This is a genomic window from Yoonia sp. SWMV100 (assembly GCF_056108365.1).
This window is the reverse complement of the sequence record NZ_JBWBAQ010000003.1, coordinates 628,514-654,108: the sequence shown is the minus strand read 5'-3', so window position 1 is coordinate 654,108 and position 25,595 is coordinate 628,514. Positions and strand designations below refer to the sequence as shown.

At 54.7% G+C, this 25,595-nt stretch carries 23 protein-coding genes; 8 read left to right on the top strand and 15 right to left on the bottom strand.

Annotated elements, in window-relative coordinates:
• Positions 1-64: 64 nt before the first annotated feature.
• Positions 65-832 (top strand): RadC family protein, encoded by a 768-nt coding sequence (gene radC / locus ACXJGX_RS08010; RefSeq protein ID WP_474780782.1) that lies wholly within the window; start codon positions 65-67, stop codon positions 830-832.
• A gap of 14 nt (positions 833-846) precedes the next feature.
• Here the strand turns inward: radC and ACXJGX_RS08005 are convergent, their stop codons facing one another.
• Both ACXJGX_RS08005 and secA read right to left on the bottom strand, forming a co-directional pair.
• Positions 847-1,401, bottom strand: a complete 555-nt coding sequence (locus ACXJGX_RS08005; protein ID WP_474780368.1) for a hypothetical protein — start codon at positions 1,399-1,401, stop codon at positions 847-849.
• Positions 1,402-1,888: 487 nt separating this feature from the next.
• A complete protein-coding gene (gene secA / locus ACXJGX_RS08000; protein ID WP_474780366.1) occupies positions 1,889-4,579 on the bottom strand; it encodes a preprotein translocase subunit SecA in 2,691 nt (896 codons plus the stop codon).
• A 183-nt stretch (positions 4,580-4,762) separates the two neighbouring features.
• Here secA and ACXJGX_RS07995 point away from each other — a divergent pair, with 183 nt between their 5' ends.
• Genes ACXJGX_RS07995 through mutT form a run of 3 tightly spaced genes read left to right on the top strand, consistent with a single transcriptional unit; the run spans position 4,763 to position 7,220 of the window.
• On the top strand, positions 4,763-5,605 hold the full coding sequence (locus ACXJGX_RS07995; RefSeq protein WP_474780364.1) for a peptidylprolyl isomerase: 843 nt from the start codon (positions 4,763-4,765) through the stop codon (positions 5,603-5,605).
• A 5-nt stretch (positions 5,606-5,610) separates the two neighbouring features.
• Complete coding sequence (argJ, locus tag ACXJGX_RS07990; RefSeq protein ID WP_474780362.1) at positions 5,611-6,825, top strand: bifunctional glutamate N-acetyltransferase/amino-acid acetyltransferase ArgJ; 1,215 nt, start codon at positions 5,611-5,613, stop codon at positions 6,823-6,825.
• Positions 6,822-7,220 (top strand): 8-oxo-dGTP diphosphatase MutT, encoded by a 399-nt coding sequence (gene mutT, locus ACXJGX_RS07985; protein ID WP_474780360.1) that lies wholly within the window; start codon positions 6,822-6,824, stop codon positions 7,218-7,220. The genes argJ and mutT overlap by 4 nt, the downstream gene beginning before the upstream one ends.
• A gap of 92 nt (positions 7,221-7,312) precedes the next feature.
• On the opposite strand, the gene infB is transcribed toward mutT, so the two are convergent.
• Genes infB through rimP form a run of 4 tightly spaced genes read right to left on the bottom strand, consistent with a single transcriptional unit; the run spans position 7,313 to position 12,641 of the window.
• The gene (infB, locus tag ACXJGX_RS07980) at positions 7,313-9,805 is read right to left on the bottom strand and encodes a translation initiation factor IF-2 (RefSeq protein WP_474780358.1); all 2,493 of its coding nucleotides are present in this window, start codon (positions 9,803-9,805) and stop codon (positions 7,313-7,315) included.
• The gene (locus ACXJGX_RS07975; RefSeq protein ID WP_474780356.1) at positions 9,802-10,437 is read right to left on the bottom strand and encodes an RNA-binding protein; all 636 of its coding nucleotides are present in this window, start codon (positions 10,435-10,437) and stop codon (positions 9,802-9,804) included. Before ACXJGX_RS07975 ends, infB begins: the two co-directional genes overlap by 4 nt.
• A 24-nt stretch (positions 10,438-10,461) precedes the next feature.
• Complete coding sequence (gene nusA, locus ACXJGX_RS07970) at positions 10,462-12,066, bottom strand: transcription termination factor NusA (RefSeq protein WP_474780354.1); 1,605 nt, start codon at positions 12,064-12,066, stop codon at positions 10,462-10,464.
• On the bottom strand, positions 12,066-12,641 hold the full coding sequence (gene rimP / locus ACXJGX_RS07965; protein WP_474780352.1) for a ribosome maturation factor RimP: 576 nt from the start codon (positions 12,639-12,641) through the stop codon (positions 12,066-12,068). The genes nusA and rimP overlap by 1 nt, the downstream gene beginning before the upstream one ends.
• A gap of 252 nt (positions 12,642-12,893) precedes the next feature.
• Here rimP and ACXJGX_RS07960 point away from each other — a divergent pair, with 252 nt between their 5' ends.
• Complete coding sequence (locus ACXJGX_RS07960) at positions 12,894-13,832, top strand: glycosyltransferase family 2 protein (RefSeq protein ID WP_474780350.1); 939 nt, start codon at positions 12,894-12,896, stop codon at positions 13,830-13,832.
• Between the two features lie 82 nt (positions 13,833-13,914).
• Here ACXJGX_RS07960 and ACXJGX_RS07955 read toward each other — a convergent pair whose 3' ends face one another.
• The 5 genes from ACXJGX_RS07955 to pip all read right to left on the bottom strand — a co-directional run bounded on the left by ACXJGX_RS07955 (position 13,915) and on the right by pip (position 20,413).
• Positions 13,915-15,456: an ABC transporter substrate-binding protein gene (locus ACXJGX_RS07955; RefSeq protein ID WP_474780780.1), complete on the bottom strand. Its 1,542-nt coding sequence runs from the start codon at positions 15,454-15,456 to the stop codon at positions 13,915-13,917.
• Between the two features lie 69 nt (positions 15,457-15,525).
• On the bottom strand, positions 15,526-17,172 hold the full coding sequence (locus tag ACXJGX_RS07950) for an ABC transporter ATP-binding protein (protein ID WP_474780347.1): 1,647 nt from the start codon (positions 17,170-17,172) through the stop codon (positions 15,526-15,528).
• Positions 17,169-18,368, bottom strand: coding sequence for an ABC transporter permease (locus ACXJGX_RS07945; RefSeq protein ID WP_474780345.1), 1,200 nt, complete (start codon positions 18,366-18,368; stop codon positions 17,169-17,171). The genes ACXJGX_RS07950 and ACXJGX_RS07945 overlap by 4 nt, the downstream gene beginning before the upstream one ends.
• Positions 18,365-19,357, bottom strand: a complete 993-nt coding sequence (locus tag ACXJGX_RS07940; protein WP_474780343.1) for an ABC transporter permease — start codon at positions 19,355-19,357, stop codon at positions 18,365-18,367. Before ACXJGX_RS07940 ends, ACXJGX_RS07945 begins: the two co-directional genes overlap by 4 nt.
• Before the next feature lie 60 nt (positions 19,358-19,417).
• Positions 19,418-20,413: a prolyl aminopeptidase gene (pip, locus tag ACXJGX_RS07935; protein ID WP_474780341.1), complete on the bottom strand. Its 996-nt coding sequence runs from the start codon at positions 20,411-20,413 to the stop codon at positions 19,418-19,420.
• A 49-nt stretch (positions 20,414-20,462) separates the two neighbouring features.
• Between pip and ubiG the strand changes: the two genes are divergently transcribed.
• Complete coding sequence (gene ubiG / locus ACXJGX_RS07930; RefSeq protein ID WP_474780339.1) at positions 20,463-21,209, top strand: bifunctional 2-polyprenyl-6-hydroxyphenol methylase/3-demethylubiquinol 3-O-methyltransferase UbiG; 747 nt, start codon at positions 20,463-20,465, stop codon at positions 21,207-21,209.
• Here ubiG and ACXJGX_RS07925 read toward each other — a convergent pair.
• Genes ACXJGX_RS07925 through ACXJGX_RS07910 form a run of 4 tightly spaced genes read right to left on the bottom strand, consistent with a single transcriptional unit; the run spans position 21,206 to position 23,487 of the window.
• The gene (locus tag ACXJGX_RS07925; protein ID WP_474780337.1) at positions 21,206-21,649 is read right to left on the bottom strand and encodes a MarR family winged helix-turn-helix transcriptional regulator; all 444 of its coding nucleotides are present in this window, start codon (positions 21,647-21,649) and stop codon (positions 21,206-21,208) included. The two genes, ubiG and ACXJGX_RS07925, sit on opposite strands and share 4 nt — an antisense overlap.
• Complete coding sequence (locus tag ACXJGX_RS07920; RefSeq protein WP_474780335.1) at positions 21,649-22,479, bottom strand: carbon-nitrogen hydrolase family protein; 831 nt, start codon at positions 22,477-22,479, stop codon at positions 21,649-21,651. Before ACXJGX_RS07920 ends, ACXJGX_RS07925 begins: the two co-directional genes overlap by 1 nt.
• Positions 22,476-22,733, bottom strand: a complete 258-nt coding sequence (grxC, locus tag ACXJGX_RS07915; RefSeq protein WP_474780778.1) for a glutaredoxin 3 — start codon at positions 22,731-22,733, stop codon at positions 22,476-22,478. The genes ACXJGX_RS07920 and grxC overlap by 4 nt, the downstream gene beginning before the upstream one ends.
• A 31-nt stretch (positions 22,734-22,764) precedes the next feature.
• Positions 22,765-23,487, bottom strand: coding sequence for a double zinc ribbon domain-containing protein (locus tag ACXJGX_RS07910; protein ID WP_474780333.1), 723 nt, complete (start codon positions 23,485-23,487; stop codon positions 22,765-22,767).
• A gap of 22 nt (positions 23,488-23,509) precedes the next feature.
• On the opposite strand from ACXJGX_RS07910, the gene ACXJGX_RS07905 reads away from it, so the two are divergent.
• Complete coding sequence (locus tag ACXJGX_RS07905) at positions 23,510-24,337, top strand: methyltransferase domain-containing protein (protein ID WP_474780331.1); 828 nt, start codon at positions 23,510-23,512, stop codon at positions 24,335-24,337.
• Positions 24,338-24,392: 55 nt separating this feature from the next.
• Positions 24,393-25,457 (top strand): ferrochelatase, encoded by a 1,065-nt coding sequence (gene hemH / locus ACXJGX_RS07900; RefSeq protein ID WP_474780329.1) that lies wholly within the window; start codon positions 24,393-24,395, stop codon positions 25,455-25,457.
• Positions 25,458-25,595: the final 138 nt, after the last annotated feature.

Genomic DNA, 25,595 nt, shown 5'->3' with positions numbered 1-25,595 from the left:
GTTGTACCCGGGATATCATCGAATATTTACGTCTTTTTAACCCACTTGGCACGACATTCAAATGATGTCGCAATTTTCCGAATCCCGCTCTCTTTTCTCTGACCTTGATGATGTCGCACAGGCTATGCCGATGGCATCTGATCGTGCGCCATCTTATTTGCGCGACCATCGCAAACGATTGCGCGAACGGTTTTTGGCGGGTGGGGCGCAGGCGATCCCTGACTACGAACTACTTGAACTTGTCCTGTTCAGAGCAATCCCGCGCCAAGATGTTAAACCTTTGGCGCGCCAACTGATTGAAATATTCGGTGACTATAACCGGGTTCTGTCAGCGCCCATTTATAAATTGCAGCAGGTATCAGGCGTAGGCGAGGCCGTCGCACTTGAACTGAAGATCGTCGAGGCGGCGGCGCACAGGTTGGCCCGCGCCAAGGTAATGCAACGCCATGTCGTATCGAGCTGGGACGCCCTTTTAGACTATTGCCATACCACAATGGCCCACCGCGATACTGAACAATTCCGCATTCTTTTTCTGGACACTAAGAACGTGATCATCGCGGACGAAGAGCAAGGCAAAGGCACAGTTGATCATGTGCCTGTCTATCCCCGTGAAGTTGTCAAACGCGCCCTTGAATTGAATGCAGCCGCGATCATTTTGGTACACAACCATCCATCCGGCGACCCGACGCCATCGCAGGCCGACATCCAGATGACCGATCAAATCGACAAAGCGGCAAAGGCGTTGGGGATCACGGTACATGATCACCTGATTATCGGCAAATCCTGCGAAGTTAGCTTTCGGGCTCAGGGCCTATTCGATCCGGCCCATTAGCAGACGATGTCAAACTAATGAGTCAAAGCGTCGGTTAACATCTGAAATTGACCCGTAGCATCGCAATTAGGGGTATTGACGCTGTGAACAAAGGGGGGGCGCAGAATGCCTGCGGTCGATGTGATCAATTGAACATCGAAAGATCGATCGCAGTTGTCGGGGGTAATAATGGCACCAATCTGTGTTTTTACAGCCAGGTCGTGCCCCATAACGCGAACAGGAAAGGTATAGACCTCTGCTTGATAGGGAACATCACCGAACATACCACCCTGTTTTAGCACGTACCCATGCTGACCAAGCACGGCAAAGTCAGCAGTGTGCACGGACCCTGACCAAATATGCCCTTGATCGCCAAATTTCGCATCACCTTCCAACACATGAAGCTGAAAATTATTTGCGCCGCGCCATTGCAGGATCATACGATCATATGCAGCAGCATCGGGTATATTGACGGTCAGCGTGGCGCGTTCGACGTTATTGAACACAACAGATATTTTAGCATCGACAGTTAATGCAGGTAACACGACCTGCGCCGCGCCGTCGCGATCTGTTGACGCCGAAAACCGCAAACCTGCGTGCATTATATCAAATGCCGCCCTGTTCAAACAAGGTGTCCTTACCGTCAACACAATCATGGCTGCAGGCGCCGTGACCGCCGACGCCGTCACCTTGCAAGGGTCGTCATTGACCGGTGTATCAGCGAGTATCCCGAGGTCTGGCGTTAGCGTGTCGATATGCGCACCAACGATCTCGGTTCCCGATCTCAGGTCAGACGTATGATCAGTTGGTGAGTGGGTGTCATTGCTGAACCCGAAAAGAGACTGCGTATGCGTGCTCGTCACAACCGTGACCGCGCGCGGAACGGTCAGTGGTAGTCGTTCAGTTGAGGATTGATTTGCCGCCGGGCGATCCGTCGACTGCACTAGAAAACCCGTCCCCAACGCCACAGCGAATGTGAACAAGACCGTCTTGATCGTTTTCATGCGGGACATGAATGTATCCATTGCTTAATCACGCTGTGGTCCCAAATATCTTACAGCGTGATTAAGCGCGATTTTATACTATGCGTCCATGGCAGTGTTTGAATTTCTGACCAGACCCACACGGACAGGCATCATTGCGCGCCGGGTTACCCCAAGTTTGTGGGTCGTTTTCATCAAATCCAGGGCGGGCGGAACCCGCGCTTTCGACTGGCGTAGCATCCTGTTGTGCGGCCGCTTTTTGTTGCTGCACAGCCTGCGCAATCATCTGCTCTTGCTCTTCTTTCGTCATCGGACGAATCCGGGCAAGCTGCTTGGTAACGTCAACACGCAGCCCATCCAGCAGGCTTTCGAACAGCTGGAAACCTTCGGTTTTGTATTCGTTCAACGGGTCACGCTGCGCATAACCACGGAAACCCACCACTGAACGCAAATCGTTCAACGTCATAAGGTGTTCACGCCATTTTCCGTCAATGGTTTGTAGCAAAAATTGCTTTTCAACACGTCGCATGGTGTCTGCGCCAAAGCTTTCGGTCTTTTCATCCATATACGCGTCGGCGGCGTTCTCGATCCGCTCGATGATATCGCCATCGTCAACGCCTTCTTCCGCTGCCCAGTCAACGATGGGCAAGTCAAGCCCAAGCTGGTCGCGCACCGCATCCGACAAACCAGCGGTATCCCACTGATCAGCATAGCTTTTTGGCGGCATGTAGGTCACGACGATGTCTTCAATGACCTGATCGCGCATGTCCTTAACGACCTCGGACAGGTCACTGGCCTCCATGATTTCACGGCGCTGCGAAAAGATCGCTTTGCGCTGGTCGTTCATCACGTCGTCATACTTCAGCAACTGCTTACGGGTATCAAAGTTGCGTGCTTCGACTTTGGCCTGCGCGCGCTCAAGTGATTTGTTCACCCATGGGTGCACAATCGCTTCGCCCTCTTTCATGCCAAGGCCAGACAGTACCTTTTCCAGACGCTCTGAACCAAAGATCCGCATCAGATCGTCTTCAAGCGACAGAAAAAATGACGACCGCCCCGGATCACCCTGACGGCCCGACCGACCGCGCAACTGGTTGTCGATCCGTCTGCTTTCATGGCGTTCTGTCGCCAGAACAAACAGCCCCCCGGCATCCTTCACGGCCTGCTCATCCGCCGCATGTTCGGCTTCGATCCGGGCGCGGATCACGGCGTGATCCCCGTCTGGGCTGGCCGAAATCGCGTGCATGATCTTCATTTCGACGTTGCCGCCCAATTTAATATCGGTCCCGCGACCTGCCATGTTTGTGGCAATCGTGACCGCATTCATCTTGCCCGCGTCAGCAATGATCTGCGCTTCTTTTTCGTGTTGACGTGCGTTCAAGACGTTAAATTTTATATCCTCTGCGCGCAACAATGTCGCCAGCGCTTCGGACTTTTCGATCGACGTGGTCCCAACCAAAATAGGTTGGCCCGTTGCGTGCGCTGCTTTGATTTCCTTTACCACGCCTTCGAATTTTTCTTTCGATGTGCGGTAAACTTGGTCGTGCTCATCAACGCGCGCGACAGGCCGGTTTGTCGGGACTTCGACAACGCCAAGGTTGTAGATTTCCAGAAATTCTTCGGCTTCGGTAGTCGCTGTTCCGGTCATGCCGGCAAGTTTCTGATAAAGGCGGAAATAGTTTTGGAAGGTCACAGACGCAAGGGTAACGTTCTCGGGCTTAATAGCCACGTTTTCCTTGGCTTCGATGGCTTGGTGCAGGCCGTCAGACAGGCGGCGACCCTCCATCATGCGACCAGTGAATTCGTCGATCAGCACGACCTCACCATTGCGCACGATGTAATTGTCGTCCTTCGTGAACAGTTTATGCGCCCGCAAGGCTTGGTTCACGTGATGGACCAAGCTTGCACTTTCGGGGTCGTACAGCGTTTGCCCTTCTGGCAGCAATCCGGATGCAGACAGTTGCTGTTCCAGAAAATCGTTGCCGTCTTCGGTGAACGTCACCTGACGGCTTTTTTCGTCCAAGGTATAATGTTCGGGCAGAATACCTGGGATAACTTTATCGATCGTCGCGTACATTTCGCTGCGGTCTTGCGCCGGGCCAGAAATGATGAGAGGCGTGCGGGCCTCGTCGATCAGAATACTGTCAACCTCGTCCACGATCGCAAAATTGTGGGGGCGTTGATACATCTGGGACAGTTCAGATTTCATGTTGTCGCGCAGATAATCAAAACCAAGCTCGTTGTTGGTCGCGTACGTCACATCACAGGCGTAAGCGGCTTTTTTGTCGGCATCAGGCTGGTTGGGAACCACGACACCGGTTGTCAGCCCCAAGAAGGAATAGACTTTGCTCATCCATTCCGCATCGCGGCTGGCCAGATAATCGTTGACGGTGACAATATGCACGCCCTTGCCCGTCAGGGCATTCAGGTACGCCGGGAATGTCGCAACAAGGGTTTTCCCCTCGCCGGTTTTCATTTCTGCGATATTCCCTTGGTGAAGGAAAATACCACCCATCAGCTGCGTATCAAAGGCGCGTAGTCCCAAGGCACGTTTAGCGCCCTCGCGGCAGTTGGCAAATGCCTCTGGCAATAGCGCATCAAGGCTCTCGCCGCCCATCGCGCGCTTTGCGAACTCTTCGGTCTTTTGCTTTATGCCCTCGTCGGACAGCGCCGCGAACTCGGTTTCCAGCGCATTGATCTTTTCGATCAAAGGACGGATGGCTTTGACTTTGCGGTCATTCGCTGTGCCAAAGACCTTTTTGGCGATCGTTCCGATACCCAGCATATTCACTCCGGAGGCGCATCCGCGCCTGTCTGACATCATTTTGAGAGGAGGTCGCTTGTAGGCCCGTGACTGGCCACATACAAAGGACCAAGACCAGCCCCCTCGAGGCATCTTAGGGATGTAAGGGGCCGGATATGCAGTGTCAACGCCACGCACCAGCGTGGCCTATCAAGGGATCGTTTTATGTTGAAACATGTCACATTTTTAGGGGCTACCGCCCTTTCGCTTTCGCTGACTGGTGCAGCAGTTGCGCAAGATGCAACCGCAGAGACCGTAGTCGCGACAGTCGGTGATACTGAAATCACCTTGGGTGAGCTGATCATCGCCCGCACACTGCTACCGCAACAGTATGCCCAGCTTCCAAATGAAATGTTGTTTCCGGGTCTCGTTGACCAGCTTATCCAACAGCAGTTGCTAGCCGATGAATTGGTGGACGTCCCTGCAGGGATTACGTTGACGCTGAAAAACGAAGAACGTTCGCTGCGCGCGGACGCGGTCATCACGGAAATCGCCGAAACATCTGTCACCCCCGAAATGATCCAGGCGGCTTATGACGAACGCTTTGCTGACGCAGAAGACGTTCTTGAATTCCACGCCGCGCATTTGTTGGTGGAAACCGAAGAAGAGGCCGCAGCGGCAAAGGTCCGCATCGACGAGGGCGCAGAGTTTGCGGATGTGGCGCGCGATGTGTCAACTGGCCCGACAGGTCCAACGGGTGGTGATTTGGGATGGTTCGGCAAGGGTGCCATGGTCCCCGAATTCGAAGACGCAATCACCAGCCTAGAGGTTAACGAAGTATCCGAGCCTTTTGAAACGCAATTCGGCTGGCACCTTGCCACGCTGCTTGAACAGCGCGTGCAGGCCTTGCCAACGCTCGACGAAATGACCCCTCAGTTGACCTCTGAACTGCAAGAGGCCGCTATCACCGCCTACTTGGGTGAACTGGCCGAAAAACAGGATATTACGAAACCCGAAGATGGCCAGTTTGATCCCAACCTGATCAACGCTCTCGAATTGTTGGACTAATACCTATGACCATTTCCCCACTTGCCCCTGCCGAATTTCCAGATCTTCCTGAAATCGCAGGTGTTACCTTTGCATCGGCAGCGGCGGGCGTGCGCTATGCAGGGCGCACCGATGTCATGCTCGCTGTTTTGCAGGAAGGCACCGCAATCGCCGGAGTCTTCACGCGGTCAGCCACACGATCGGCCTGTGTCCTGGATTGTCAGGCCAAATTGGGGGGTGACCCAAGCGGCAAGGCCGCGATTATCGTGAACTCCGGCAACTCGAATGCCTTTACCGGGCGTCACGGTGACGACAGCGTCGCCGCGATCAGTGCCGCTGTTGCCGCGGCGGTTGGCGCACCCCCAAGCCGGGTTTTCTCGTCATCGACCGGCGTGATTGGTGAACGGCTTCCCCATGATCGGATCACCGCGAAAATCGCAGAACTGCTTGCCGATCAAGCTGCCAACAAAATCGCGGATGCGGCGCGCGCCATCATGACCACCGACACTTTTCCCAAAGGGGCAAGCGCGACGATCACGATCGACGGCAAACAGGTGAATATCGCCGGTATTGCCAAGGGTTCAGGTATGATCGCCCCCGACATGGCAACAATGTTGGTCTATATCTTCACCGATGCCAAAATCAGCCAGACTGATCTGCAAGCAATCATCAGTACGCAGAACGACAAGACGTTCAATTGCATCACTGTCGACAGCGATACATCAACATCTGACAGCTTGATTGCCGCGGCGACTGGCACATCCGGTGTCGATGTAACCGGAAACGCGGTTTTCACGCAGGCGATGCACGATGTCATGCTGGATCTTGCGTTGCAGGTTGTCCGTGACGGCGAAGGCGCGACAAAATTTGTCACCGTGGACGTGACCGGGGCTGCCGATGACGCCGATGCGCGCAAGGTTGCTATGGCCATCGCGAATTCACCACTGGTGAAAACGGCCATTGCGGGTGAAGATGCCAACTGGGGTCGCGTTGTGATGGCGGTTGGAAAATCTGGCGCAAAGGCGGATCGTGACCTGCTCAGCATCCGTTTTGGTGACATCGTTGTGGCCGAACAGGGCTGGCGATCGCCGGATTACTCGGAAGAGGTCACAAGCGCCTATATGAAGAACCAAGAGCTGACGATCGGCGTTGATCTTGGCTTGGGTAGCGGCGCATCAACGGTGTGGACCTGTGATTTGACCCACGGTTATATCGACATCAACGCAGACTACCGGTCGTGAAAACGCTGCTCGTTTCTGCGGTTGCGCTGATTGATTCCGACGGGCGCGTGCTTTTGGCACAGCGCCCGGCGGGAAAGTCATTGGCAGGGCTTTGGGAGTTTCCGGGCGGTAAGGTCGAACAGGGTGAAACGCCTGAAATCGCCCTGATCCGCGAACTTCAAGAGGAGCTCGGGATTGATACTTGGGCGTCATGCCTTGCGCCGCTGACGTTCGCCAGCCACAGCTATGAAGATTTCCATTTGCTGATGCCCCTGTTTGCCTGCCGCAAATGGGCCGGCACCCCGCAATCACGCGAAGGTCAGGCGTTAAAATGGGTGCGGCCGAACGATCTGCGCAATTATCCGATGCCAGCGGCTGACATCCCACTGATCCCAATTTTGCGTGACTGGCTTTAACCGATCAGCGTGATTGATCGCAGCGTTTCTGTTGAAAACACAAAAGGCGACCCAATAATAGGTCGCCTTTTTTTATTGTTATAAGGCTGGCCTTACAGGTTGCGTTCGATTTCTTCACGCTCGAAGATTTCGATCACGTCACCTGGACGAACGTCGTCATAGTTTTCAAATGCCATACCGCATTCTTGGCCCGACTGAACCTCCGGCACTTCATCCTTAAAGCGCTTAAGCGTCTTCAGCGTACCTTCGTGAATAACCACGTTGTCACGCAACAGACGGACACCCGCAGAACGGCGTGCAACGCCTTCGGTCACAATACAACCGGCAACTTTACCCACATTCGAGACCTTAAAGACCTCTTTGATATTGGCGTAGCCGATGAATTTTTCGCGAATTTCCGCAGACAGCAGACCAGAGGCCGCTTTCTTAACATCATCCACAAGGTCATAGATCACCGAATAATACCGGATTTCGACGCCTTTTTGGTTCGCAGTGTTCCGCGCCGACGCGTTTGCACGCACGTTAAAGCCGAATACTGGGGCACCAGATGCCTCGGCCAGACCTATGTCGGTTTCCGTGATCGCACCAACACCCGAATGCAGAATACGTACGCGGACTTCGTCGTTGCCAATCTTTTCCATCGCCTGAACGATAGCTTCCGCAGACCCCTGAACGTCGGCCTTCACCACGATAGGCAGTTCGCTGACGTTTTCGTTCGCTTTTGCGTTCGCCATCAACTGTTCCAGCGTCGTTGCAGCACCAGCCGCAGCACGTTTTTCTTTCGCCGCCTTTTCACGGTATTCAGCGATTTCACGCGCTTGCGCATCGGTCGCGACCACGTTCAAAACGTCGCCCGCCTCGGGTGTGCCGTTCAGGCCAAGCACCTCAACAGGGACCGATGGACCGGCTTCTTTGACGCGCTCACCCTTGTCATTGATCAGTGCGCGGACTTTACCGTACTGTTCACCGACAACAAAGATATCACCCTGACGCAACGTACCTGTGCTGATCAGAACAGTCGCAACTGGTCCACGGCCCACGTCAAGCTGTGCTTCGATCACGGCACCTTCGGCAGCGCGATCAGGGTTCGCTTTCAGTTCCAGAATCTCGGCTTGCAGCGCAATCGCCTCGAGCAGTTCATCCAGACCTTGGCCTGTCATCGCAGAAACTTCGACATCCTGAACATCGCCAGACATCTTTTCGACGATCACTTCATGGTGCAGCAGATCTGTGCGCACCTTGTCCGGATTCGCAGACGGCTTATCGATCTTGTTGATCGCAACAATCATCGGAACTTTGGCGGCCTTGGCGTGGTTGATCGCCTCGATGGTTTGCGGCATCACCGCATCATCAGCAGCAACAACCAGAACCACGATATCGGTGACTTGCGCGCCACGTGACCGCATGGATGTAAACGCGGCGTGGCCGGGTGTATCAAGGAACGTCAGCAGTGAACCGCTTGCCGTTTTGACCTGATAGGCACCGATGTGCTGCGTGATACCGCCGGCTTCACCAGCGACAACTTTCGCGTTCCGGATCGCATCCAACAAAGATGTCTTACCGTGGTCGACGTGGCCCATGATCGTAATGATCGGCGGACGCGACTTCAGGTGCTTTGGATCTTCTTCAACTGGCTTGATCACGTCTTCGACGTCAGCATCAGACACACGTACAACATTGTGGCCAAATTCTTCGATCAGCAGTTCAGCCGTATCCGCGTCAATTGTTTGGTTCTGGGTTGCCATGATACCGTTTGTCATCAATGCCTTAACGACATCAGATACACGTTCGGCCATCCGGTTCGCCAATTCAGAGACAGTGATCGCCTCTGGCAATTGAACGTCGCGAATAATCTTTTCACGCTCAACCAAACCACCCATCGCTTTGGCGCGCGCGCGGTCTTGCTTCCGCTTCATCGCAGCCATCGACCGCTGACGGCCACCTTCGCGACCCGTCAAGGCGTTGTTCAATGTCAGCTTGCCAGCGCGGCGGCTATCGTCTTCGCGGCCTGGCTTTGCTTTTGTTGCCTTTTCACGATCATCGCGGTCCGTTTTGCGCGGCGCAGCAGAGGGGCGCGAAATAGACGTCTCGCCCGGCGCAGCAGCAGCGGCCGCAGCCCCTGCAGAAGGCTGTGGTGCCTCGGCAGCAGATTTTGCCTTTGCGGCTTCAGCCCGCTTACGCTCTTCTTCTTCGACTTTCGCTTTGGCGCGTTCTTCGCGTTCGCGGTCTTCAGCCTCTTTGGCTTCCATCTCGGCGCGGCGTGCTTCGCGATCGGCGGCACGTTCTTTTTCTTCTGCTTCGCGCTTTGCTTGCTCTTCTGTCTCGCGGGCTTTCGCCATCGCGAGCGCCTTCATCCGGCGCTCTAGCTCGGCATCAGAGATCCCAGCGGGACGCTTTGATGGATCGCCGCCCATCGGGGCAGATCCACCGGTTGTCTTTGGCGCACCCGGCTTGGGAACCACAACGCGCTTGCGCTTGGTTTCCACCACAACGTTCTTGGTCCGCCCGTGGCTAAAACTTTGTTTCACGTTGCTTGGACGCGAACCACCGAGACCGAGTGTTTTTTTACCGTCGTTATCGCTCATTTAGCTTCTTTATCCTTCTCGGTGGCCGTATCGCCACCGTCCACTTCGCGCAAGCCACGTAGCTTTGTGGCTTCCTCTACAACACGGTTGCTGAGTCCACCAGTCGCAAGCGCGCCATGTATCACACTTTGCCGCCCAAAAGCCAAACCCAATTCTTCTGCTGTAAAGCAACCAAAGTATCGGGCCCCTTCGGGCGTCCACAATTTCGCCTTGCCGCGCTCTGATCCATCAGAGGCTTGCAACAACACGCGGACTCGCTCGCCGCCTGCGAGCCACCCCTTTACTTTCTCAAACCCACAAACCGCACGGCCCGCTTTTCGGGTCATCGCAATCAGATCAAGAGTCCGACGCGCCAACTGGCGTTCGACTTCGTCAGCAAGACCGTCAGGAACAGTGACAGCCTGTTTCGCCGCACGTGAAAATTGGCCTTTGCTGGCCGCATCCAACGCGTCGCGCGTTGACGTCACGTACATACCGCGTCCGGGCAATTTGCCCAAAACATCTGGATAAACAGCGTTGTCGGGACCCACAACAAAGCGGATCAGCCCAGCCTTTGGCTGCACTTCTCCGGTGACGATACATTTACGTTCCGCCGCATCGTCCTGATCTTTGTTGTGGCCACCACGCGCCATAAATTATCCCCTAAAGGCCTGATTTCAGGCCTCTTCTTCCTCGTTCAGTTCTTCATCGTCGGATGCGAGTTCAGCAGGATCAACCCAGCCCAACATCACACGGGCTGTCATGACCATCGTCTGCGCCTCTTCCAAGGACACATCAAATTGCTCTAACACGCCTTCGTCTTTGGTGCGCTGACCATCAACAATAGTCCAACCGCCAGCCAGTTCCCAGTCTGCACAGGTTGCAAAGTCTTCCAGCGTTTTCACGCCGTCTTTACCCAGCGCTTCTAGCATCTGCGGGGTCAGCCCCTCAAAGTTCACAAGGCTATCTTCCACACCCAACGCGCGTGCAGCTTCCATTGCCTTGTTGGCGACCGCTTCAAGATAATCACGGGCACGTGCTTGCAGCTCGCTTGCGGTACTTTCGTCAACGCCTTCGATGACCAGCAATTCGCCAACTTCGACATAGGCGACTTCCTCAAGGCTGGTAAAGCCTTCAGATACCAGTAGTTGGGCAAAGAACTCGTCCAGATCAAGAGTGTCCATGAACAATTTTGTCCGCAGCTCAAATTCGGCCTGACGACGCTTGGATTCTTCTTCTTCTGTCAGAATATCGATATCCAGACCAGTCAACTGCGAGGCAAGGCGCACGTTTTGACCACGGCGGCCAATGGCCAGCGACAATTGTTCATCAGGAACAACGACTTCGATTTTGCCGGCTTCTTCGTCCAGAACAACCTTGGAGACTTCGGCTGGCTGTAGCGCGTTCACAAGGAAGGTCGGCATATCTTCATTCCATGGAATGATGTCGATCTTTTCGCCCTGCAGTTCGTTCACAACGGCCTGCACACGGCTCCCGCGCATACCAACGCAAGCGCCAACAGGATCGATCGAGCTATCATAGGAAATGACCGCGATCTTCGCGCGCGAACCCGGGTCACGGGCGACGGCTTTAATCTCGATGACGCCTTCGTAGATTTCAGGCACTTCCATCTTGAACAGCTCGGCCATGAATTCTGGTGCAGTCCGGCTCAGGAAAATCTGCGGGCCACGCTGCTCGCGACGAACTTCCTTGATGTAGCAACGGATGCGATCGTTGGGGCGGTACGCCTCGCGACCAATCTTTTCGTTGCGACGCAACACAGCTTCACCGGAACCTACGTCAACGATGACGTTCCCGAATTCTTCACGCTTAACGAGCGCGTTGATGATCGTACCTGCGCGGTCTTTGAATTCTTCGTATTGCTTATCACGTTCGGCTTCGCGGACCTTTTGCAAGATCACCTGCTTGGCGGATTGCGCAGCAATGCGGCCCAATTCAACGGGTGGCACTTCTTCGATATATTCCTGTCCGACTTCTGGGTCAGTCATATAGTCTTTGGCTTGGGCAACGGTGAATTCGGACTGATAGTTCTCAAGCGCGTCATCTTCGACGACGGTGCGGACGCGTGTAAACGTCGCCTTGCCGGTTTTACGGTCGATGGACACCCGAATGTCCATTTCCGCGCCGTAGCGGGACTTTGCCGCCCGGGCGAGCGATTCTTCCATCGCCTCAACAACCAAGCCGGGATCGATATTCTTTTCGCGCGCGACGGCTTCAGCCGTTTGCAAAAGCTCCAGCTGGTTTGCGGAAGTATATGCCATCAGGTGTTCTCCTCACCATCAATTATGGTTTCAATCTCGTCGAATTGGGCCTCGTCGATCTGGCCCGCATCCTTGCGCCCGCGCAAAACGTCACGGATCAATTCATCTGTCAGCACCAGTTTGGCATCTGACAGCCATTCAAACTTAAGGCCGATTGTGCCTTCGGGAATGGTGATAAGAATTTCATCACCCTCGGTCCCGGCCAGCAGCCCCTTAAACCGACGGCGGCCATCGATCAGCATGTCGGTCTCTAGCTTGGCTTCGAAACCTTCCCACTGATCGAAATCCTTCTGCCGCGTCAACGGACGGTCGATACCGGGGCTCGACACCTCGAGGTTATAAATCTCTACGATTGGGTCTTCGACATCCAGAACCGCGCTCAGCGCTGTGGATACGTGGCCGCAATCATCAACCTCCATCGTGCCGTCCGGTTTCTGGACCATGACTTGCAAAATGGTTTCCTTGCCCGACATCAGACGGACGCGCACGACCTCAAACCCCATGTCTTCCACGACAGGGGTGATGATCTCGGCGATACGGCGGTCAATGGCCGCTTTGGCGATCAGGTCGTTCATAATTCTCTCAAGCACAAAAAAACGGGCGCGCGGCCCGTTGATGTTTCCCGGTGGAACCGTTGGGTTTGGAAGCCAAGGCGCCGCTATTGAGGTTCATATAGATCGAATGGCCCGAGTCTGCAAGGCTCGTTTCTTAGAACGAATATAAACAGTCGACCGTTCACAGCCGCAGGCTGCTTATATGGCCAATACGCGATGCCGTGTGTAAGGGTAGGCAACAAAAATCGAGACGCCCAAACACGGAGACGGCACATGCGTATCTTTCCATCTCGCTCGAAAAAGCTGGAGGCAACACAATTTTACGTGCAGCCCCCAAGCTCTGCAGGGAATGGATCCGGTATCGCCCTTGCTGTGATCGTTAACAACGAGGCGGCATCAATCGGAGAATGGCTCAGATTTCACGAGGCGGCGGGGGTAGACCATTTTATCCTATACGATGACGGATCTACCGACGATACTATCCGCATCGCAAGGCAAATACTGCCGCCCGAAAATTTGACAATGATGCCTTGGTCTCAGCGGCTGCGCGATGCTTCGCCACAAGGCCGGGTGATCCATAGCCAGGGTCTGGCATTTGCACATGCGATTTCAAACTTTCGCGATCGATTCAGGTGGATGGGCTTTATCGACATCGATGAATTTTTGTACCCCACAATGGCAAATAGTATTCCCGACGCTCTGGCGGGAATGGCGCATGTCGATAATATTCTTTTGCCTTGGCAAATGTTTGGGCGTCAGGGCTTTAGCCATACACCTGAAAAGGTACTGCCCAACTACCTTCAACGCCATCGCGACCCGTATTCCAGCGCGGTCAAAGGTATTTTGAATTTCAAATGTGTCGTGAGCCCTGCGGCGACAACAAAAGTATATGTTCACGGATTCGAAACGAATGGGAACAAGACAATCTGGAACTCAGCGGGCCAAGAGTTTCAATTTGGGGGTCACTACAAGCCAACATTCAATGCCCATCACGCGTTACAGCTGAATCACTACTTTGCAAAATCAGATCAACAGCTCGCAGAAAAGATCGCGAAAGGGTCGATTGGATTATCCGAATTCACAAAAGACTTTAAAGGCTCGGATGAACGCGCAACAAAGCTAACCAACCGTGTGCTTGAAATGGAGCGAGACACGGTCGAGGATCGCGGCATATTAAATTTTTGCGAGCGCATCGGGTTTGACCCAAACTAATTTTCGGCCCCAACCCCGGAAAGACGTTTCAAAACAAAAACGCCCCACCAATCGGCGGGGCGTTTAAGGCTAGATTAACGGATTAGGCCACCCACCAACGTTCGGCCATGCGGACGTTATCCATTTGCCACAGGTTGCCAATGACATCTGGTGACGCAATACGGTTGTTCACCGCCTGCACAGAGTTGGCGAACATCGGGATCAACGCGCCACCTTCATCGCGCAGAATTTCCTGCATTTCATAGTACTGCGCACGCCGCGTATCACTGTCCAACTCGGCACGGGCGGCGATCAGCAACTCTTGGAAACGTGCGTTATTCCAATGGGTGTCGTTCCACGGCGCGCTTGCCTCATACCCCGAAGAGAACATCCAGTCTTCGGTGGCGCGGCCTGACCAGTATGCCGCGCTGAATGGCTTTTTCAGCCAAACATTAGACCAATAGCCATCCGCAGGTTCCTGTACGACATTGATATTGATACCCGCACTTGCTGCGCTTGCTTGATACAATTGTGCTGCATCAACGGCACCATCAAACGCCGCGCTGGATGCGGACAGGTCAATATTCAGGCTATCAAGGCCCGCCTGCTGCAGGTAATATTTGGCCTTATCCGGATCATAGGCAATCTGCTCCATGTCGGCGTTGTAATACTGGTTCGCAGGACCGATGGGGCTGTCGTTGCCGACGGCACCGTGACCCAGCAGGATTTTATCGACCATTTCCTGACGGTTGACGCCGTATTTCAATGCCTTGCGTACGTTCACATCGTTCAGCGGGGCAACATCGGTCAGCATTGGGAAAGTATAGTGCTGGTTGCCAGTCACCTCTTGGATGCGCAGCATCGGGTTGGCTTTCAACAGCGCCTCTGCCTTAAAGTCGATACGGTTAACGGCATCGACCTGACCGGTCAAAAGCGCGTTCATCCGGGCATTGTTGTCATTGATCGCGATAAACTCGATCTCGTCAAAGAAACCGGCGGTGTCACCCTTATAGTGATCTGCGACGCGCTTACCGACAAACCGCACACCCGGATCAAATGCAACGACCTCGTAAAGGCCGGTCCCAATCCCTTTGGTGATCGCTTCGTCAATCTGGCCCGCAGGGTAAATCAGCAAGTGATAGTCGGACATCAAATAAGGGAAGTCAGCGTTCCCGGCTTCCAATGTGAACTGCACCTGATGATCGGTCAGTTTCGTCATGTCGGTGATCGCGGCAACAATCGGCTGCGCACCAGACTTTGACCCTTCGGCGACGTGCAGTTGCAGTGATTCAATCACGTCATCCGCGCCAAAAGATTTGCCGTTGTGGAATGTCACACCCTGGCGCAGGTTGAATGTCCAGGTTTTGGCGTCTGCGCTGGCTTCCCAGCTTTCAGCCAATTCGCCCTTAAGCGACCCATCGGCCGCAACCTCGGTCAGGCAGTCAAACACCGCGCCTTGCCCAGCACCGATCATGAACATGTCTGCGTGTGTACGGCCATCCCAGCTATCAGATGTGTTTGCGCCATTAACGCCAGCGGTAAATTTGCCGCCCCGTGATTGCGCACGCAGTGGCATGCCAGATAAGCCAAGCACACCGGCAGCAACACCTGTTTTCAACAATCCGCGTCTGCTAATTCCATTCATCATCGTTCTCCCAGTTCATCGGTTAGACCGTTTCGGCCCGTTATCGCATCCAAGGATGCGTGATTCGTGTTACGTCTTGTGAACGGTTTGATCACCAAACGGATCATCGCCGCGTTCATGCAGAAGGTTAGTCAGCCAATCGGGGTCCATCTGCGGCACCGAACTGAGTAACAGTTCGGTATAGGCATGATGCGGTGGCGTGAACATGTCGGCCTTTGGCCCCTGTTCTACCACACAGCCATCCTTCATCACTACAACTTCGTCAGCGATGGCGCGCACGGTCGCTAAATCATGCGTGATGAACATATAGGACAGGCCCAATTCTTTTTGCAGTCGTGCCAAAAGCCGCAAAATGCCCTCGGCGACCAGTTGATCGAGCGCCGAAGTGACCTCATCGCAGATAATAAACTTTGGCTCGGCCGCCAATGCGCGCGCAATACCGATCCGCTGTTTTTGCCCACCAGAAAGCTCGGAAGGAAGCCGATTGTAATACGCGCTTGGCTCTAGCTCGATTTGTTCCAACAACTGGTCAACGCGTTTGCGTTTGGCGGCCCCCGTGAGCCCCATATAAAACTGCACAGGGCGCGCAATGATCTGGCCGATCGACATGCGCGGGTTCAGCGCGGTGTCGGCCATCTGATAGATCATCTGAATTTGCCGCAACTGGTCTTTGCTGCGCTTCTTATAACTTGGTGGCAGCACATCACCGTCCAGCAAGATCTGACCGGATGTGGGCGGCAACAACCCGGTGATACAGCGCGCGGTCGTCGATTTTCCCGATCCGCTTTCACCAACAACCGCCACCGTCCGACCCGCGTGCATATCAAAGCTCACGTCATTCAACACAGGCGTTTTGCCATAGGCCGCAGACACGTTTTGCACACTAACCACAGGCACGGCGCCCCTAGACACAGCAGGTTTCGCTGGGGTTTTAAAACTACGCACAGCCCAAAGCGATTTGGTGTATTCCTGCGTTGGTGCATCCAGCATGGTGCGGGTATCGGCTGTTTCGACCTCGTCACCCTTCAGCAAAACCTTGATCCGGTCCGCCATCTGCGCCACGACCGCAAGGTCATGGGTGATATAGATCGCGGCCGTCCCGAATTGATCGACAATATCACGGATTGCAGACAACACCTCAATCTGGGTGGTCACATCAAGCGCGGTCGTGGGTTCGTCAAACACGATCAGATCGGGACGGCACGACATCGCCATTGCGGTCATCGCCCGCTGTAATTGACCGCCCGATACTTGATGCGGGTACCGAAACCCGATTTCGTCCGGATTTGGCAGCCGCAGTTTACGATAAAGCTCCATTCCGTCCGCTTCACTCTCGGATCGGGACATTACGCCATGGCGTGCGGGGCCTTCGGCGTGTTGGTCGATCAGACGGTGCGCGGGGTTAAAGCTGGCGGCGGCAGATTGCGCGACATAAGCGATCCGTTTGCCCAACAGATCACGTTTGACTGACGCAGACGCGTTAAGCAGATCAACGCCGTCGAATTCCACAGTGCCTTCGCTGATCCGCACACCGTCGCGGGTATAGCCCATCGCGGCCAACCCCAGCGTGGATTTTCCCGCCCCGGATTCACCAATCAGGCCTAACACTTCGCCCCGGGCAAGGGTCAGATCGATGCCGTTGATGATCGGGGACCAGTCTTCGTCACTGCGGCCCTCGATCTTGACACCGCGCATTTTTAACAGCGGTTCGGTCATTCTTTCAGCCCCGATGATTTATGCAGCATCCAATCCACGACAAAATTCACCGCCACAGTCAGCAAAGCAATTGCGCCTGCCGCCAACAGTGGTGCGGTCGCGGCCATAGGCGCAAATTGCGCGTAATTTATGAAACTTGCCAGATCGCGGACCATCGTCCCCCAATCGGCCAACGGTGGTTGAATGCCCACCCCAAGAAACGAAAGCGCCGCAATGGTCAGGAAAACGAAACAGAACCTGAGGCCAAATTCAGCCAACAAAGGCGACATGGCGTTTGGCAGGATTTCTTTGAAAATCAGATACCCCATACCTTCGCCGCGCAGCTTTGCTGCTTCGATATAGTCCATGACCACGATATTCTGGCCAACAGCGCGGGCCAGCCGGAAAACACGTGTGCTGTCGATCACGGCGATAATGATCACCATGAACCCGGTCAGCGGAAACCCGATGCGCGGCGCCCATACGGCAGCAATTGTCATCAGTAGTAACGCAAAAATCAACGACGGGGTGGCCATTAAAACGTCAACCGTGCGCGACAAAATCTGATCGACCCAGCCACCCAAAGTGGCGGCCAAAAACCCAAGAGACCCACCCAGAAGAAAGGCCAGCACCGTGGTCAAAAAAGCGATTCCGACTGTGTTTTGTGCGCCATAAATCAAACGGCTTAGGATATCGCGGCCAATTTGGTCCGTCCCTAACGGGAAATCAGGGTTACCACCAAGGGTCGGGTCACCGCCGGGCGTGATATTGGCGGCAACACCCTGCAGAATTTGTTCTTGGCCATAGGGGGCAAGCGCCGCCGCAAAAATGGCGACGAACGCATAAATCAAAATGATCAGTACCCCGAACGCGGCTGTGAGCGGCATGCTACGAAACATTTTACGCGTCCATGCCGTACCGATATGGCGCCCTGCGATGCGAAACAAAAACGCCGCGACCGAAAAGATCACAAAACCCTCGATCGCGATGCGCAGGAAAAAGAACTTGTTGGCGACCAAAGGGTCCGCGCTGCGGCCTTGGGCATAGGCCCAAATCAACCAGCCCACCGCGACAGCACCCAAAACGTAACCAAAGGCCACGCCAAATGTCATATCGCGATACTTAGGTGCGTTCCCCGTAACCTTTTGCGCCACAAAACGCCCACCCCAGGCCACGGCAGCAATCGCCACCAGAATGATCGCACTCCATAACATCATTTCGGGTGCCTCAAACGGGGGTTAGACAGCATCGACATGATGTCCGCCGTCAAATTCAGCAATACATAAGCCGCCGAAAAAATCAGACAGCAGGCTTGCACAAGAGGGATATCACGGGTTTTCACGCTATCGACAAACAGCTGGCCAATACCGGGATAGACAAAAACCACCTCGACCACGACGACGCCGGTAATCAGATAGGCCAGGTTCAGCGCCACAACGTTAATAATCGGCGCCAACGCGTTCGGCAGCGCATGTTTCACAATGACCCGCATCGGCGACAAACCTTTCAGACGGGCCATTTCGATGTAAGGACTGGCAAGTAGGTTGATGATCGCCGCACGCGTCATGCGCATCATATGTGCCGTGACAACAAGGGTTAGCACCAGCGCGGGCAACATCGATTTATCCAACCGATCCCCAAAGGTCATCCCGTCATAAATATTGGAAAGCGATGGAAAAATCGGGTTCAACACCGCGAAGAACAAAATCAGGATGTACGCCAAAAAGAATTCAGGGCACGAAATCGATGTCAGCGTGAACAGGTTCGCGACACGGTCAAACGGCGAATTACGGTAAAGCGCGGTCAGAACGCCCAACACCAATGCCAGCGGCACGGCAAACATTGCGGTGATCCCCGCCAAGAACATCGTGTTGGCAAACCGCGGCGCGATTTGCTGAACAATCGTCGCCGCCCCGGAATCGGTCCCTGAAAAAGTTGCAGCATTCGCGTTGGCAAAACTGGTGCCAAAGTCACCCTGCAACACCCCCCCCAGCCAATCAAAATAACGAACCACCATCGGTTGATCGAGGCCAAGATCACGGCGAATGGCCGCGACAGCCTCTGGTGTGGCACCCTGTCCCAACGTGGCCTCGGCAAAGTCGCCGGGCAGCGTATTCACCGCCACAAAAATAACGATCGACACAACGAGCAAAGTCAGCAGTCCTAATGCTAGGCGCTGCAAAATGATCTTTAGGACGTTGTCCAAAATAAGGTTTTCCTCGTTATTCTAGACATAACCCTAGCGCCTGAACGCGCACTGTAAACCCTAAAGCCCCAAGATGTCGGGCGCTGCACCCATCAGATCCATCGTCCGGACCAGTTCCGCACTGATCCCCGGCTCAGACAATGCGTGCCCAGCGCGACCAATCATCAATAGCTTCGACTTCGGCCACGCCTCTGACAAGCGGTGCGCAGAAGCCGGGGGGCAGATCATGTCATAGCGCCCTTGCACAATGAAACCGGGAATATCGGCAATCTTAGCCATTTGGTTAAGATGCAAAATTTGTTGATCAGCGGCCAAGAACCCGTTGTTCACAAAATAATGGTTCTCTAGGCGGGCAAAAGCGCGGGCATATTCGGCAGGGCTTTCGCCGGTTCTGCCGTCACTGTCGATAGACGCCAGCGCATTTTCCCATGCAGCCCACGCACGGGCATAGCGCACCTCTTGGGCGTGGTCGCCGCTGAAGAGACGGCGGTGGTACGCTGCAATCAAATCGCCATGTTCAGCGACCGGGACCAAGCTGGTGAACCGGTCCCATAGGTCTGGCCAAAACTTCCCGGCGCCGCCGCCATAGAACCAATCAAGTTCAGGCTGGGTCATCAAAAAGACGCCGCGCAGAACAAGCGCCAAGGCCCGATCGGCATGGGCTTGCGCATAGATCAATGCAAGGGTCGCACCCCAGCTTCCACCGAAGACGACCCACCGGTCAATTCCCAAAACGGTGCGGATTTTCTCAATATCGGCCACCAAATGCCACGTCGTGTTTGCGTCCACGCTTGCATGCGGGCGCGAACGCCCACAGCCACGCTGATCAAACAGCACAACACGGTAGATTGCGGGATCAAAATAGCGGCGCATCGCAGGGCTACAGCCTCCGCCCGGCCCACCATGCAGCACCACAAGGGGGATCCCAAGCGGGTTGCCACACTGTTCGACATAGATTTTGTGTCCGTCGCCCACGTCCAGCATACGCTGGTCAAACGGGTCAATGGGGGCGTATAAATAAGCGAATGCGCTCTTTTGTCCTACGACTTTGTCCATATTCACCCTATATCGCGTCTGAGTACAACTGACCATCCGGAGCCAGCAAATGTCTGCCACGAATACTGTCGACCCATCTGAAATTGCCAAATTTGAGGCAATGGCCGCAGAGTGGTGGGATTTGAACGGGAAATTCAAGCCGCTTCATATGATGAATCCGGTCCGGCTTGATTATATCACCCGGCAAATCGCCGCTGAATTCGGGCGTGACCTGTCCCAACCACAGCCATTCAAAGGGCTGCGTATTCTTGATATCGGCTGTGGCGGTGGACTGCTGTGCGAACCGATGGCCCGACTGGGTGCGACAATTGTGGGCGCAGACGCTGCCGAACGCAACATTCCGGTGGCACGTATTCATGCGGAACAATCCGGGCTGACCATCGACTATCGACACACCACCGCCGAGGCGCTCGCCGAGGCAGGTGAACAGTTTGACGCGGTGCTAAACATGGAAGTGGTCGAACATGTGGCAGACCCGCTTGGCTATCTAACCGCGTGCCAACAACTGCTACGCCCCGGCGGAATCCACATTTGTTCGACGATCAACCGCAACCCTAAATCCTTTGCGATGGCGATTGTCGGGGCTGAATGGGTCATGCGTTGGTTGCCCAAAGGCACCCATGAATGGTCCAAATTCATCACACCCGACGAATTGTTCAAGTTGCTCAGCGATGCCGGGTTAACCCCCGTCGATCGCAAAGGATTTGTTTTCAACTTTGCGCGGTTCACTTGGTCCATCTCGGATCGCGACCTATCGGTGAACTATGTGACTACCGCAACAAAGCCAGCCGTCTAATCGATCTCGCTTAGTCTTTGCCGCATTTCACGCAGCACCGGCAATGCGATGCGCACCTTTTCGGCACCGACTTTGTCCACGACTTCTGCAATGACTGGCGCGATCGCGGCCAAGGCCGCATCACGCGCGGCCTGACCAGCCGGGCTAATTGATACCAATTTGCGGCGGGCATCATCCCAGTCAGGACGAATATGCACCCAGCCGACCCGCTCTAGCTTATTGACAGTATTTGTCATCGCGCCCCGCGTCAGATGAAAAGTTTTCGCAAGCTGCGCAGGGGTCCTTTCCACCCCAGCATGGGCCAACTGATTCAAAACTGAAAAATGTGACAGCTCCATTCCCTTGGGAAGGACGCGGGCCACGTTGGCGCGGGCCAACTGGTCGACAACCAAGATTTCACTGAACAGTGACACCGCGAGATTATGGGATGCATCAGACATTACGGACCTTCAAACACGCGATCATGGGTCAGTGCCCCGATCTTTCGCCGGCTTTCTGCCACTTCGTTAAGGTCGAGATCAACCAAAGCCAACCCGGGCGTTGTGCCAAGGTCCACCAAAACCTCGCCCCATGGCGAGATCGCCATCGTATGACCGTAAGTTTGACGCCCCTTGCCCGACCCACTGCGATGTGTGCCAGTCTGCGCCGCAGCCAGAACATATGACCCTGTTTCAATCGCGCGTGCACGTAATAACGTCGTCCAATGCGCGGCACCCGTCACAGGCGAAAACGCGGCAGGGACCAGCAATATTTGCGCACCCGCCTGCGCCAATGCTCTGTAAAGATACGCGAAACGGACATCGTAACAGATGCTTAGACCGATTTTTCCAAACGGCGTATCTGCAATCACAGCCCTGTCGCCCGGTCGATACCCCGCAGATTCGCGGTAGGTTTCAGTGTCAGAGACCGCGACATCAAACATATGAATTTTGTCATAGCGCGCGACGATCTGCCCATTTGGATCGATCAGAAACGACCGATTGGCGAAACGCCCATCTGCATCATTCGTTTTCAGCGCAAGCGACCCGATTGACAACCAGACCCCGTGTTGTTGTGCAGCCGCGCGCAGTCCCGCAAGCGTCAGGTCGTCGGTTTCGTGTTGCAGCACAATTTGCTGGTGCGCCCGGTCTTGGGAAATGCAGTTTGTGACCTCGGGCGTTAGAACAAACCCTGCCCCTTGGGCGGCGGCTTGGGCAATCAGATCGACCGTGACCGGCAGGTTCGCTGCCGGATCATCGCTTGCGGTCAATTGAACAACTGCTGCTTTCATTCAGATAGCATAGCATCCAATTTGCCACTCCGATCAAGCGCCATCAAATCGTCGCAGCCACCGACATGTTTTCCGCCGATGAAAATTTGTGGCACCGTGCTGCCGCCGTTGGCGCGCTGGATCATCTCGGCGCGCCGATTGGGCTCTGCGGTAATGTTCACTTCCGAGAACCCGACGCCCTTCGCAGAAAGCAAGCGTTTCGCCATGTGGCAGAAACCACAGGTCGGTTTGGTATATATTTCAACTGTTTTCATCATCTTCGTCCTTAGAGCCGTTAAACGGTATCTAAGCGTCTTTGACTACTCTTGCCAGTGTCACGATCGAAACAGCGCGGGCGCCCGCCGTTTTGGCCGCTTCGGCGCAAGCCGCGAGCGTTGCCCCGGAGGTCATGACATCGTCTACCAAAATGACCGATTTGTCGCGCAGCATTGCGACCCGTTTCGGATTTGGCACAATCGCCCCGGACAGCGCCGCAAAGCGCGCGTCGCGGCTGTGCCCATCAAGCGATTTTGTCATTTTGGGGCGTAACAACGCATCTGCACCAAAAGCGCATCCCAGTTCCCGACCCAGCGCATGCGCTAAAACCGCCGCTTGGTTGTATCGCCGTTTTACCCGGCGCAACCAATGCAACGGGACCGGAACCAATACGGTGTCATCGTGCAACAGTGGTCTCGTCACCCGCGCGAGCCAAATTGCCGCAGGCCGGGCCAAATCGGTACGATCCCCATGTTTAAATCCCAATATCATCCGCCGCCCGATGCCGGAATAGATCAACGCTGCGCGCCCCTGATCCCACGGGCGGGCAATCGTCATACAGTCATCACATTGTTCGGGTGTGCCCGTGTCTTCGCCCGGCAGTGGGGTGCCGCAGGTGTCGCAAATCAGCCCCCCGATAAATTGGGTTTCGCGCCAACACACACCGCACAAACCGAATTCGGATTCGGTTTGCGCGTCACATGCAACACATTGTGCAGGATAGATCGCGCGGATGATGCTTTGCATCTGCATGTTTGCACCCTAAATGAGGGGCATGGAAAAAATGCCCGCACTGTTTGACCGCGCCACCCTGCATCGCAACCGCGCACGCGCCGATATCGAGGCGCTTTTTTTGCATGAAACCTTGGCCGCTGAACTACATGAAAGACTGAACGAGGTTAACAGAACCTTTACGTCCGTCGCCATTGTGACGCGTTACCAAGATTTTTGGTCAGCGCAGTTTCCCGGCGCAACGGTGGTTCCTGATGATGATACCCTATCACTCAGCCCCGGCACCCATGATTTGATCTTGCACACCATGGCATTGCATTGGGCCAACGACCCGGTTGGGCAGTTGGTGCAATGCCGGCACGCTCTGCAACCCGATGGGCTGTTGCTGTGTAGTTTTTTGGGCGGGCAAACACTGCATGAACTCCGCGCATCGCTGGCCGAGGCAGAGGCCGTCGTTGCAGGTGGCCTGTCGCCCAGAATAGCACCAATGGGCGAAATTCGAGATTTGGGCGCCTTGCTGCAAAGGGCGGGATTTGCATTACCCGTCGCTGATGCCACATCACTGACGGTCAGCTATATCAACGCGTTCCACCTGATGCATGACCTGCGCAAAATGGGTGAAACAAACGCGATGACCGACCGCATCAAACACTTTACCCGGCGGAATGTGATGACAGAAGCGGCCAGCGTCTATGCCGAAAATTTTAGCAATGCCGACAACCGTATCGACGCAACATTCGAGATTATCACGCTCACCGGCTGGGCACCGTCCGACACCCAGCAACAGCCCTTGCGCCCCGGTAGCGCAATTACGCGTTTGGCCGATGCGCTAGGTGCGGCAGAACAGCCGCTTGAACGATCCAAAGATTGACGTGGGACGTAAACCCGCTAATTCCGACAGAACCCAGACTGATAAGGCAACGCATATGTCCGACACCCAGCCACCTGCCACCTGCCCAGCACACGCACCTGCCGATCACCCCGCAATCAAACCCGCCAAGGTCGGCATCTTGTTGGCCAATCTGGGAACACCTGACGCCACGACCTATTGGCCGATGCGGCGGTATCTAAGCGAATTTTTGTCCGATAAACGCGTTGTCGATTATCCGGCATGGAAATGGCAGCCAATTCTGCAACTGATCATTCTAAGTATCCGGCCAACCAAATCTGGCGCCGCCTATCGGTCTATCTGGAACAACGAAGCGAACGAAAGCCCGCTGCTTACGATCACCAAACAGCAAACAGCCGCGATCAAAGCCAAGATGCACGAAACCTACGGTGACAAGGTCATGGTCGATTTCTGCATGCGCTACGGCAACCCGTCCACCAAATCAAAGGTGCGCGAGATGGTCGAAGCCGGCTGTACCAAAATCCTGTTCTTCCCGCTTTACCCTCATTATGCCGGGGCGACGTCTGCAACGGCCAATGACCAGTTTTTCCGCGCTCTCATGGAGGAAAAATGGCAGCCGGTTGCGCGCATTGTCGAACCGTACTTTGCTGATCCGGCCTATATCGACGCCCTCGCCCAATCTATCGAAACAGCTTACGCAAAGGCAGAGGTAAAGCCAGAAAAGCTGATTTGCAGCTATCACGGCGTGCCGGAACGATACCTGCGCGAAGGTGACCCGTATCATTGCCAATGCCAAAAAACGACGCGCTTGCTGAAGGAGCGGCTTGGCTGGGACAACACGCAAATCATGACGACATTCCAGTCCAAGTTTGGCCCCGAAGAATGGTTAAAGCCGTATACAGTGAAAGAAGTCGCGCGATTGGCCGCCGAAGATGGCATCAAGAATATAGCCGTTTGCGCGCCCGCATTTTCTGCTGATTGCATCGAAACACTGGAAGAAATTAACGAAGAGATCAAAGAAAGCTTTGAACACGCCGGCGGAGAACATTTCACTTATGTGCCTTGTTTGAACGATTCTCCTGCGCATATTGATGCGTTGTCTGGGTTGATCAAAAACAACTTGCAGGGCTGGCTGGACTGATCAAGTCGTTACAAAATTGGGCGATTTAGTATCAAATGTCACATAGCACGCTAAAAAGTATGCTTATCGTGCAACTTGATAACGCGGCGTAGGCGGAAAATTGCCTGTTTGCCCAATTCCAACCACATTTTGGCTGCA

Bases quoted from the DNA above. Each gene is read 5' to 3' on its own strand.
- ACXJGX_RS07995 (WP_474780364.1), top strand. From the start codon at position 4,763: ATGTTGAAACATGTCACATTTTTAGGGGCTACCGCCCTTTCGCTTTCG.
- nusA (WP_474780354.1), bottom strand. From the start codon at position 12,066: ATGGCATATACTTCCGCAAACCAGCTGGAGCTTTTGCAAACGGCTGAA.
- grxC (WP_474780778.1), bottom strand. From the start codon at position 22,733: ATGAAAACAGTTGAAATATATACCAAACCGACCTGTGGTTTCTGCCAC.
- ACXJGX_RS07950 (WP_474780347.1), bottom strand. From the start codon at position 17,172: ATGACCGAACCGCTGTTAAAAATGCGCGGTGTCAAGATCGAGGGCCGC.
- secA (WP_474780366.1), bottom strand. From the start codon at position 4,579: ATGCTGGGTATCGGAACGATCGCCAAAAAGGTCTTTGGCACAGCGAAT.
- hemH (WP_474780329.1), top strand. From the start codon at position 24,393: ATGTCCGACACCCAGCCACCTGCCACCTGCCCAGCACACGCACCTGCC.
- ACXJGX_RS07910 (WP_474780333.1), bottom strand. From the start codon at position 23,487: ATGCAGATGCAAAGCATCATCCGCGCGATCTATCCTGCACAATGTGTT.
- argJ (WP_474780362.1), top strand. From the start codon at position 5,611: ATGACCATTTCCCCACTTGCCCCTGCCGAATTTCCAGATCTTCCTGAA.
- ACXJGX_RS07920 (WP_474780335.1), bottom strand. From the start codon at position 22,479: ATGAAAGCAGCAGTTGTTCAATTGACCGCAAGCGATGATCCGGCAGCG.
- ACXJGX_RS07905 (WP_474780331.1), top strand. From the start codon at position 23,510: ATGGAAAAAATGCCCGCACTGTTTGACCGCGCCACCCTGCATCGCAAC.
- ACXJGX_RS07925 (WP_474780337.1), bottom strand. From the start codon at position 21,649: ATGTCTGATGCATCCCATAATCTCGCGGTGTCACTGTTCAGTGAAATC.
- rimP (WP_474780352.1), bottom strand. From the start codon at position 12,641: ATGAACGACCTGATCGCCAAAGCGGCCATTGACCGCCGTATCGCCGAG.
- ACXJGX_RS07945 (WP_474780345.1), bottom strand. From the start codon at position 18,368: ATGATGTTATGGAGTGCGATCATTCTGGTGGCGATTGCTGCCGTGGCC.
- ACXJGX_RS07955 (WP_474780780.1), bottom strand. From the start codon at position 15,456: ATGAATGGAATTAGCAGACGCGGATTGTTGAAAACAGGTGTTGCTGCC.
- pip (WP_474780341.1), bottom strand. From the start codon at position 20,413: ATGGACAAAGTCGTAGGACAAAAGAGCGCATTCGCTTATTTATACGCC.
- radC (WP_474780782.1), top strand. From the start codon at position 65: ATGTCGCAATTTTCCGAATCCCGCTCTCTTTTCTCTGACCTTGATGAT.
- ACXJGX_RS07975 (WP_474780356.1), bottom strand. From the start codon at position 10,437: ATGGCGCGTGGTGGCCACAACAAAGATCAGGACGATGCGGCGGAACGT.
- ubiG (WP_474780339.1), top strand. From the start codon at position 20,463: ATGTCTGCCACGAATACTGTCGACCCATCTGAAATTGCCAAATTTGAG.
- ACXJGX_RS07960 (WP_474780350.1), top strand. From the start codon at position 12,894: ATGCGTATCTTTCCATCTCGCTCGAAAAAGCTGGAGGCAACACAATTT.
- infB (WP_474780358.1), bottom strand. From the start codon at position 9,805: ATGAGCGATAACGACGGTAAAAAAACACTCGGTCTCGGTGGTTCGCGT.